The 6,965-nt window shown below is 75.8% G+C and carries 4 protein-coding genes and 1 pseudogene; all 5 read right to left on the bottom strand.

Going from position 1 to position 6,965, the window contains the following annotated elements; translation table 11 throughout:
• Nucleotides 1-182 precede the first annotated feature (182 nt).
• A complete protein-coding gene (locus tag ACFV0G_RS31845; protein WP_380555522.1) occupies nt 183-2,201 on the bottom strand; it encodes an acetoacetate--CoA ligase in 2,019 nt (672 codons plus the stop codon).
• Nucleotides 2,202-2,362: 161 nt separating this feature from the next.
• Nucleotides 2,363-4,234: an adenylosuccinate synthetase gene (locus ACFV0G_RS31840; RefSeq protein WP_380555520.1), complete on the bottom strand. Its 1,872-nt coding sequence runs from the start codon at nt 4,232-4,234 to the stop codon at nt 2,363-2,365.
• 219 nt (nt 4,235-4,453) lie between these two features.
• Nucleotides 4,454-5,446 (bottom strand): hypothetical protein, encoded by a 993-nt coding sequence (locus tag ACFV0G_RS31835; RefSeq protein ID WP_380555518.1) that lies wholly within the window; start codon nt 5,444-5,446, stop codon nt 4,454-4,456.
• 9 nt (nt 5,447-5,455) lie between these two features.
• Entirely contained in the window at nt 5,456-6,529 is a 1,074-nt protein-coding gene (locus ACFV0G_RS31830; RefSeq protein ID WP_380555516.1) for a molecular chaperone DnaJ, read from the bottom strand.
• Nucleotides 6,526-6,965: pseudogene (locus ACFV0G_RS31825) on the bottom strand (NUDIX hydrolase); the annotation flags it as partial. The pseudogene ACFV0G_RS31825 and the gene ACFV0G_RS31830, both read right to left, overlap by 4 nt.

The following is a 6,965-nucleotide window of genomic DNA, read 5'->3' as shown; positions in this document are numbered from 1 at the left end:
ACCCAGCCGAGCCCCATCGCTGCTCTCGACGAGCAGGGAACGGTCGTTGGCTGGAGTCGCGCGGCCCCGCGCCGCCCCCGGCGCCCCGCCGCCCGGACCCCGCGGCCGGCGCGGGCGCGGGCGCGGGGGGGGGTCGCGCCGGGGGGGGGTGCCCCCCCCCCGTGCTCGTGCCCGGGGGCCGGTCAGGCCCGGCGGTCGAGACCGAGGCGCTCGAAGAAGCGCAGGTGGTCGAGGTTGTCGACGGAGCCGGGGTTGACGGCCTGCTCCAGCGGGGTGCCGGAGAGCAGTCGCTTGACCGGGACCTCGATCCGCTTGCCGGTGAGGGTGTGCGGGAGGCCGGTGACCGCGATGACCTCGTCCGGCACGTGGCGCGGGGACAGCTCGGAGCGCAGCGAGGTGCGGATCCGGGTGCGCAGCGCGTCGTCGAGTTCGGCGCCGGGGGTCAGCACGACGAACAGCGGCATCCAGTACCCGCCGTCGGCCTCCTCGACGCCGATGACCAGGGATTCGGCGATCTCCGGCAGGCGCTCGACCACCTCGTAGATGTCCGAGGAGCCCATCCGGACGCCCTGCCGGTTGAGGGTGGAGTCGGAGCGGCCGTGGATGACGACGGTGCCGCGGGCGGTGACGGTGATCCAGTCGCCGTGCCGCCAGGTGCCCGGGAACATCTCGAAGTAGCTGTCGCGGTACCGGGTGCCGTCGGGGTCGTTCCAGAAGCCGATCGGCATCGAGGGCAGCGGCTTGGTGACGACGAGCTCGCCGACCTGGTCGGTGAGCGGACGGCCGTGCACGTCCCAGGACTCGACGGCGGCGCCGAGGCAGGGGGCCTGGATCTCGCCGAGGTGGACCGGGAGGGTGGGGACGCCGCCGACGAAGCAGCTGCAGACGTCGGTGCCGCCGCTGACGGAGGCGAGCCAGACGTCGTGCTTGACCTCGTCGTAGATCCACTGGAAGCCGTCGGGCGGGAGCGGCGAGCCGGTGGTGCCGATGCAGCGCACGGCGGAGAGGTCGAGGTCGCGGCCCGGGTGGAGGTCGGCCTTGCGGCTGGCGATGACGTAGGCGGCGGAGGTGCCGAGGACGGTGGCGCGGGTGCGGGCGGCGACCGACCAGAGGGCGCCGGTGTCGGGGTGGCCGGGGCTGCCGTCGTAGGTGACGATCGTGGACCCGACGAGGAGGCCGGCGACGAGGAAGTTCCACATCATCCAGCCGGTGGAGGTGTACCAGAGGAAGCGGTCGTCGGGGCCGAGGTCGAGGTGGAGCGAGGCCTGCTTGAGGTGCTCGACGAGGATGCCGCCCTGGCTCTGCACGATCGCCTTGGGCAGGCCGGTGGTGCCGGAGGAGTAGAGCACCCAGAGCGGGTGGTCGAAGGGGACCTGCTCGAAGACCGGCTCGGTGTCGCCGTCGACCAGCTCCGCCCAGTCGAGGGCGCCCTCGGGGGCGGGGCCGCCGAGCAGCGGGACGTGGACGAGGGTGTGCACCGTGGGGAGTTCGCGGCGGAGCTCGGCGACCACGTCGGTGCGGTCGTGGTCCTTGCCGCCGTAGTGGTAGCCGTCGACGGCGAAGAGGACGGTGGGCTCGATCTGCTGGAGGCGGTCGAGGACGCTGCGGGCGCCGAAGTCGGGGGCGCAGGACGTCCAGACGGCGCCGACGGCGGCGGTCGCGAGGAGGGCGACGACGGCCTGGGGGATGTTGGGGAGGTAGGCGCCGACGCGGTCGCCCGGGCGGACGCCGCGCTCGCGGAGGGCGGCGGCGAGGGAGCCGACCTGGCGGCGGAGCTCCGCCCAGGTGAGGGCGGCGGGCTGCTCGGTGGTCTCGTCGAGGTGGAGGATCGCGGGCCGGTCGGCGTTGCGCGGGTCCTCGGCGGCGCGCAGGGCGTGCTCGGCGTAGTTGAGGCGGGCGCCGGGGAACCAGCGGGCGCCCGGCATCGCCGGGTCGGCGAGGACGGCCTCGGGTGCGGTGGAGAACCGGATGTCGAACCACTCGGTGACGGCCGTCCAGAAGACCTCCGGGTCGGCCGTGGACCAGGCGTGCAGCGCGGCGTACCGGGCGGCGGCCTCGGTGTCGTCGGCGGCGGGGGCGAGCGGTGCGGCCGGTGCACCGTGGTGCTCGGCGGCCCAGGCCTGGAAGGCGACGATCCGGGTGGCGGCGGCCCTGGCCGGGTCGGGGCGCCAGAGCGGTCGGCCGTCGGGTGGGGTGCTCACGGTGGTGGTCTCCCGGTGGTGGTGCGCCCCTGCCCGGGGGCCGGGGGCGGTGGGCGGTGCTGCTTGTGGCGGCGGCCCGTGTGGTGGCTGACGAGCAGACCTTGCCATGTGATCGCCGGGCGCGCCAGAGCCCTCGGGGCGGCTCGCGGGGGCGGTGGGCGCTACCGGGCCAGGTGGGCGTAGTCGCCGTTGAACCAGGCGTGCGCGACCCGGGTGTGGAAGGGAAAGGCCAGCTGGGAGGCGGTGGGCATGAACTGCCAGCCCTCGGTCTCGTCGGTGGGGGCGGACGGCGGGAGCTCGTCGAGCCGCTGCGGGGGCAGCATGCCGAAGAGGCAGAGGAAGCCGCCGGCGGTGTCGGAGTCGGTGGCGACCAGGGTGACCCGCTCGTGGTCGGCGAGGATGCCGGTCTCCTCGCGGAGTTCGCGGACGCAGGCCTGCTGCCAGCTCTCGCCGTAGTCGATGTAGCCGCCGGGGAGGGCGAGCTTGCCGTAGCCCGGCTCGATGGTGCGGCGGATGACGATCAGGCCGCTGGCCCCGTCGGCGGTGACGGGGAGGAGGGTGACGACCACGGGGAGCGGGTTGCGGTAGCTGATCTCGTGGCAGCCGGGGCAGGTGCGGGGCCAGCCGGTGGTGCCCTCGGAGTAGCGCGTGCCGCACCAGTGGCAGTGCGAGCCGGGGCCGAAGGTCGTCCGGTCTGCCTGGTCTGTGGTGGTCATGGGGTGGATGGTAACGCGGCGGGCGGGGGCGCGGTGGAGGCGTTTCTGACGGGGCATCGGGCCGTGGGACTCGACCAGGAGCGGGAGGCCGAGGCGCTCGGTGATGGCGTCCGCCCAGGAGCCCGGGTCGGGGCCGGGGTCGGTGAGGCGGTCGGGGCGGGCGCGGTGGAGGGCCTCGGTGAGGCGGGCCTGGGCGGCGAGGTCGCCGGGGTGGCCGGTGAGGGTGGCCAGGGGTGCGCCGTCGAGGCGGTAGCCGTCGGCGATGCGCAGGCCGCGGTGGCGGGCGGGGACGTCGAGGTGGGTGAGGGCGAGGGCGTGGGCGCCGCCGGCCGCGGTGAGGGCGTAGCGGTGGGCGGTGGTGTCGAAGTGGCCGGTGCGGAAGGCGCCCTGCCAGGGGCCGGTGCCGTTGTGGGGTTCGGGGACCGTCCCGGGGTCCTCGGTGGGCATCGGTCCGGGGCCGTGGCGGGTGGTGTAGGTGCGCAGCACGCCGAGGCGCAGGGCGCCGGCCGGGTCGCCCTCCTCGGTGAGGAGCGTCTCGGCGTTGGCGAAGGTGGTGGTGGACCAGGTGGTGTGGGGGTGGAAGCCGTGGTGTTCGTCGAGCAGGACTCCCTGGGCGCCCTCGAAGAGCACCGGGCCGCTGCGGAGGAGTCGGCCGAGGTGGCCGGGTGCGGTGAGGCGGACGCGGGTCGCGAAGGCGGTGAAGGCGTCGGCGCAGTCGGTGGGTGGTGGTGCGGGGAGGTCGGCGGGGGTGAGGCCGAGGCGGTCGGCGAGGCGGTCGCGGAGCAGGGTGAGGAGGCGGAGCAGCCGGGCGGGGCTGGTGCAGTCGCCGGCGGTGGGGGCGTCGTCGGGGTGGTCGAGGGCGTAGCGGGCGGTTTCGCCGATGCCGAGGCCGCAGGAGCCGTGGCGGTGCGGGCCGCGGCGCCGTTCGCTCAGGCGGTTGGCGGCGGCGTGGTACGGGGTGGTGAGGAGGGCGCGGCGGTCGACGGTGAGCAGGGCGAGGGGGTCGGGGACGCCGAGGGCGGCGAGGTGGCGGGCCTCGGCGGCGAGGGCGAGCGGGTCGACCAGGGTGAACCGGGAGAGGTGGGTGGGGACGCCGGTGAGGGTGCCGGAGCCGAACTGGGCGAAGGTGTGGTGGCGGCCGTCGTCGTCGACGACGTTGTGGGCGGCCTGGGCGCCGCCGTTGTACCGGACGACGGCGGTGTAGGGCCGGCCGGCGGGGGCGCTGCGGCAGAGGTGGTCGACGACGGTGCCCTTGCCCGCGTCGCCGAAGCCGAGGTCGCAGACGATGAGGTGGCCGTCGGGGCTGGGTGGGGTCATGGCGGCCCGTTCGGTGCGGGGCCGCCCCCCGCCCCCGGCGGCCGGCGGGGGGGGGGCGGGTCCCGCCCCGGCCAACCTGCCGGGCGCCGCCCCCCCCCCGCGACTTGCGAGCGTTCATCTTCATCCTGCCTGTGGAAGGTGTCTGCAACTTGAGTTGGGTGCCCGGGGCTGGGGTGCCCCGCCCGCCGCCCCGGTGGCCGGGCGGCGGGCGGGCGGTCGTCAGAGGCGGGTGGTGCCGGTGGCGGAGCGGTCGGCGGGGTCGAGCAGGGCCGGGCCGGGGACGGCGACGGCCTTGCTCCCGCGGGCGAGGCCGTCGAGGGCCTTGCCGACGGTGGCGACGGATCCGGAGCCGAGGTCGGCCAGGTCGTCGAGGCCCTCCTGGAGGTCGATGGCCTCCTCGCCGAGGCCGATGGTGAGGGCGATGGTCTCGCAGACGGCGTCGAGGTCGTCGAGCTCGATGACGTTCTGGCCGAGGAGCTTGCGCCAGGTGGCGAGGACCTCGGCGTTGCCGGCGTAGGCGGTGCCCGCGGGGAGGATGAAGTAGACGTGGTAGAGGCGCTGGAGCTCGGCGACGACGGCGCGGACGGGGATGTCCTCGGGGATCGTGCTGCCGAGGACGGCGGCGACCTCGCGGGCCTTGACCTTGCCGTACGGGAGTTCGTCGCCGATGAGGAAGAGGTAGCCCTTGCGGCCGCGCTTCTCGACGCAGTCGAGGGCGGTGTGGCGGGCCATGGCGTACATGGCGAGCTCGTAGGACTCGGTCATCTGACCGCCCCCGCCGCCCTCCAGCAGGATGTTGCCGAGGTCGTCGTCCATCCGGTTGTCGGACTCGAACTGCCCGAGCTGGAGCGGGACGCGGTCGCAGGTGGCGTCGCCGACCGCGCCGAAGAGGATCTGCGGGTGGGCGGTGTAGCCCTTGCGCAGCAGGAGGCCGAAGAGCTCGGGGAGCTTGGTCTGCAGGACGCGCGGGACGGTCTGCATGGAGCCGGTGACGTCGAAGAGGACGGCGACGGCGAGGGAGTCGGGGTGCTCGTCGGAGTCGCGGCTCTCGCGGACGGTGAGGCCGGACGGGTCGAGGGAGGGGTGGGCCGTCCAGGTGGAGCGGGCGCCGCGGGTGGTGGCGTCGCTGTAGGCGAAGGCGCTGGCGCCGGTGCCGGCGCGGTAGTGGGCGGCCGCGTCGTAGACGTCGGTGGACCAGGTGCCGCTTCCCATGGGGACTCCTCAGGTGGTGGCGGGAAGGTGGAAGGGCCGGAAGGTGCGCGGGCCGTAGAGCCGGTGGAGGAGCTCGTCGAGCTCGGCGAGCAGCCGCCAGGCGTCGTGCGGTCGGCGGGCCTCGGCGGGGAGGGTGCAGCCGGCGATGAAGGCGCGCATCGGCCGGGGGGCCCGGGGGCCCATGAGCTGCTCGATGCAGCGGGTGGCGAGGTGGATGTCGGTGGCCTCGGTGACGGGGCGGCGGGCGGCGACCTCGGGCGGGTAGAGCGCGCGGTGGCGTTCGACCAGGGCGGTGGCCGGGGTGTGCGGGCCGGTGCCGGCGTAGCACCAGTCGACGAGGACGAGCCCGTGGTCGGCCGGGTGGATGAGGACGTGCTCGGGCAGGACGGCGCCGTGCCGCACGCCCGCCCGGTGGGCCCGGCCGAGGGCGACGAGCAGGCGGCGCCAGATCCAGGCGGCGTCGCGCGGGTCGAGGCCGTCGGGGTGGGCGGACTGGACGTCGGTGAGCGGGCGCAGGCCCGGGGTGCGGGCGAGGACGTTGATCTGTCGCGGCGCGGCGGCCGGGTCTGCGGTGTCGTGGTGGCGGAAGGTCTCGACGAGAGTCGGGGTGTAGGCCCGGAAGCGCGGGTCGCCGTGCCGGGCGAGCCGGGTGAGGGCGGTGGCCTCGGCGTCGATCAGGTCGTTGTCGGAGGGGCTGCGCGGGATCTTGAGCAGGACCTCGCGCCCTTCGGCGGTGGTGGCGGAGCGCAGGACGGCGATGTCGCCGACGGCGGTGACGGGGCCGAGCCGGTAGGTGTGGCCGTCCGTCCGCAGGGTGTCGTCGGTGGCCGCCGCGGTGCCGGCGTGGTCGGCCCAGAGCCGGCCGAGGCGGACGAAGGCGGCGGCGGCCTCGGTGCGGCGGGCGGGTGGTGCGGTGTCGGGGTGGAGGAGGCGGGCGAGACGGCGGTACCGGCGGGCGGCGTCGGCCCGGTCTGCGGGGAGGAGGTCGGCGGGGCCGCGGGCCCGGGTGACCGCGGCGAGCGCCTCGTCGAAGGTGCGCGGCGTCGCGGCCGGTCCGGTGGCGTGCGGGGTCGGCGGGATCATCGCACCTCGTCCTCGCGGCCGGGCCGGAGCAGCGGCGGGTGGAGGGCGCGGGCGTCGCCTGCCTGGTACGTCCGGGCCCGGGGGCCGCCGCGGCTGCCGCCGCGCTCGGTGGTGGTGCCGGTGGACTCGATGAAGCCGGGGACGGAGAGCACCTTGCGGTGGAAGTTGCCCGCGTGCAGGCGCTCGCCCCAGACGGCCTCGTAGACGGCGCGCAGCTCGGGGATGGTGAAGTCGTGCTGGAGGAATGCGGTGGCGAGCGGGCTGTACTCGATCTTGGCGCGGGCGCGGTCGAGACCGTCGGCGAGGATCCGGGCGTGGTCGAAGGCGAGCGGGATGGCGGGGCCGTAGGCCGCCAGACCCCCCCACGGGGGGGTGGGGGGGGCACCGGGCGGGGGGGGGTGGGGGGGGGGTGGGGGGGAACCACAGGAGAGAGGGG

It is taken from the genome of Kitasatospora sp. NPDC059571 (assembly GCF_042735675.1).
In the GTDB taxonomy this organism is placed as follows: Bacteria; Actinomycetota; Actinomycetes; order Streptomycetales; family Streptomycetaceae; genus Kitasatospora.
Note: the sequence above shows the minus strand (reverse complement) of the source record. Positions and strands in the feature narration are given on the sequence as shown.

Excerpts from the sequence above, each read along its gene's own strand:
- ACFV0G_RS31840 (WP_380555520.1), bottom strand. The coding sequence starts at position 4,234 with ATGACCCCACCCAGCCCCGACGGCCACCTCATCGTCTGCGACCTCGGC.
- ACFV0G_RS31835 (WP_380555518.1), bottom strand. The coding sequence starts at position 5,446 with ATGGGAAGCGGCACCTGGTCCACCGACGTCTACGACGCGGCCGCCCAC.
- ACFV0G_RS31830 (WP_380555516.1), bottom strand. The coding sequence starts at position 6,529 with ATGATCCCGCCGACCCCGCACGCCACCGGACCGGCCGCGACGCCGCGC.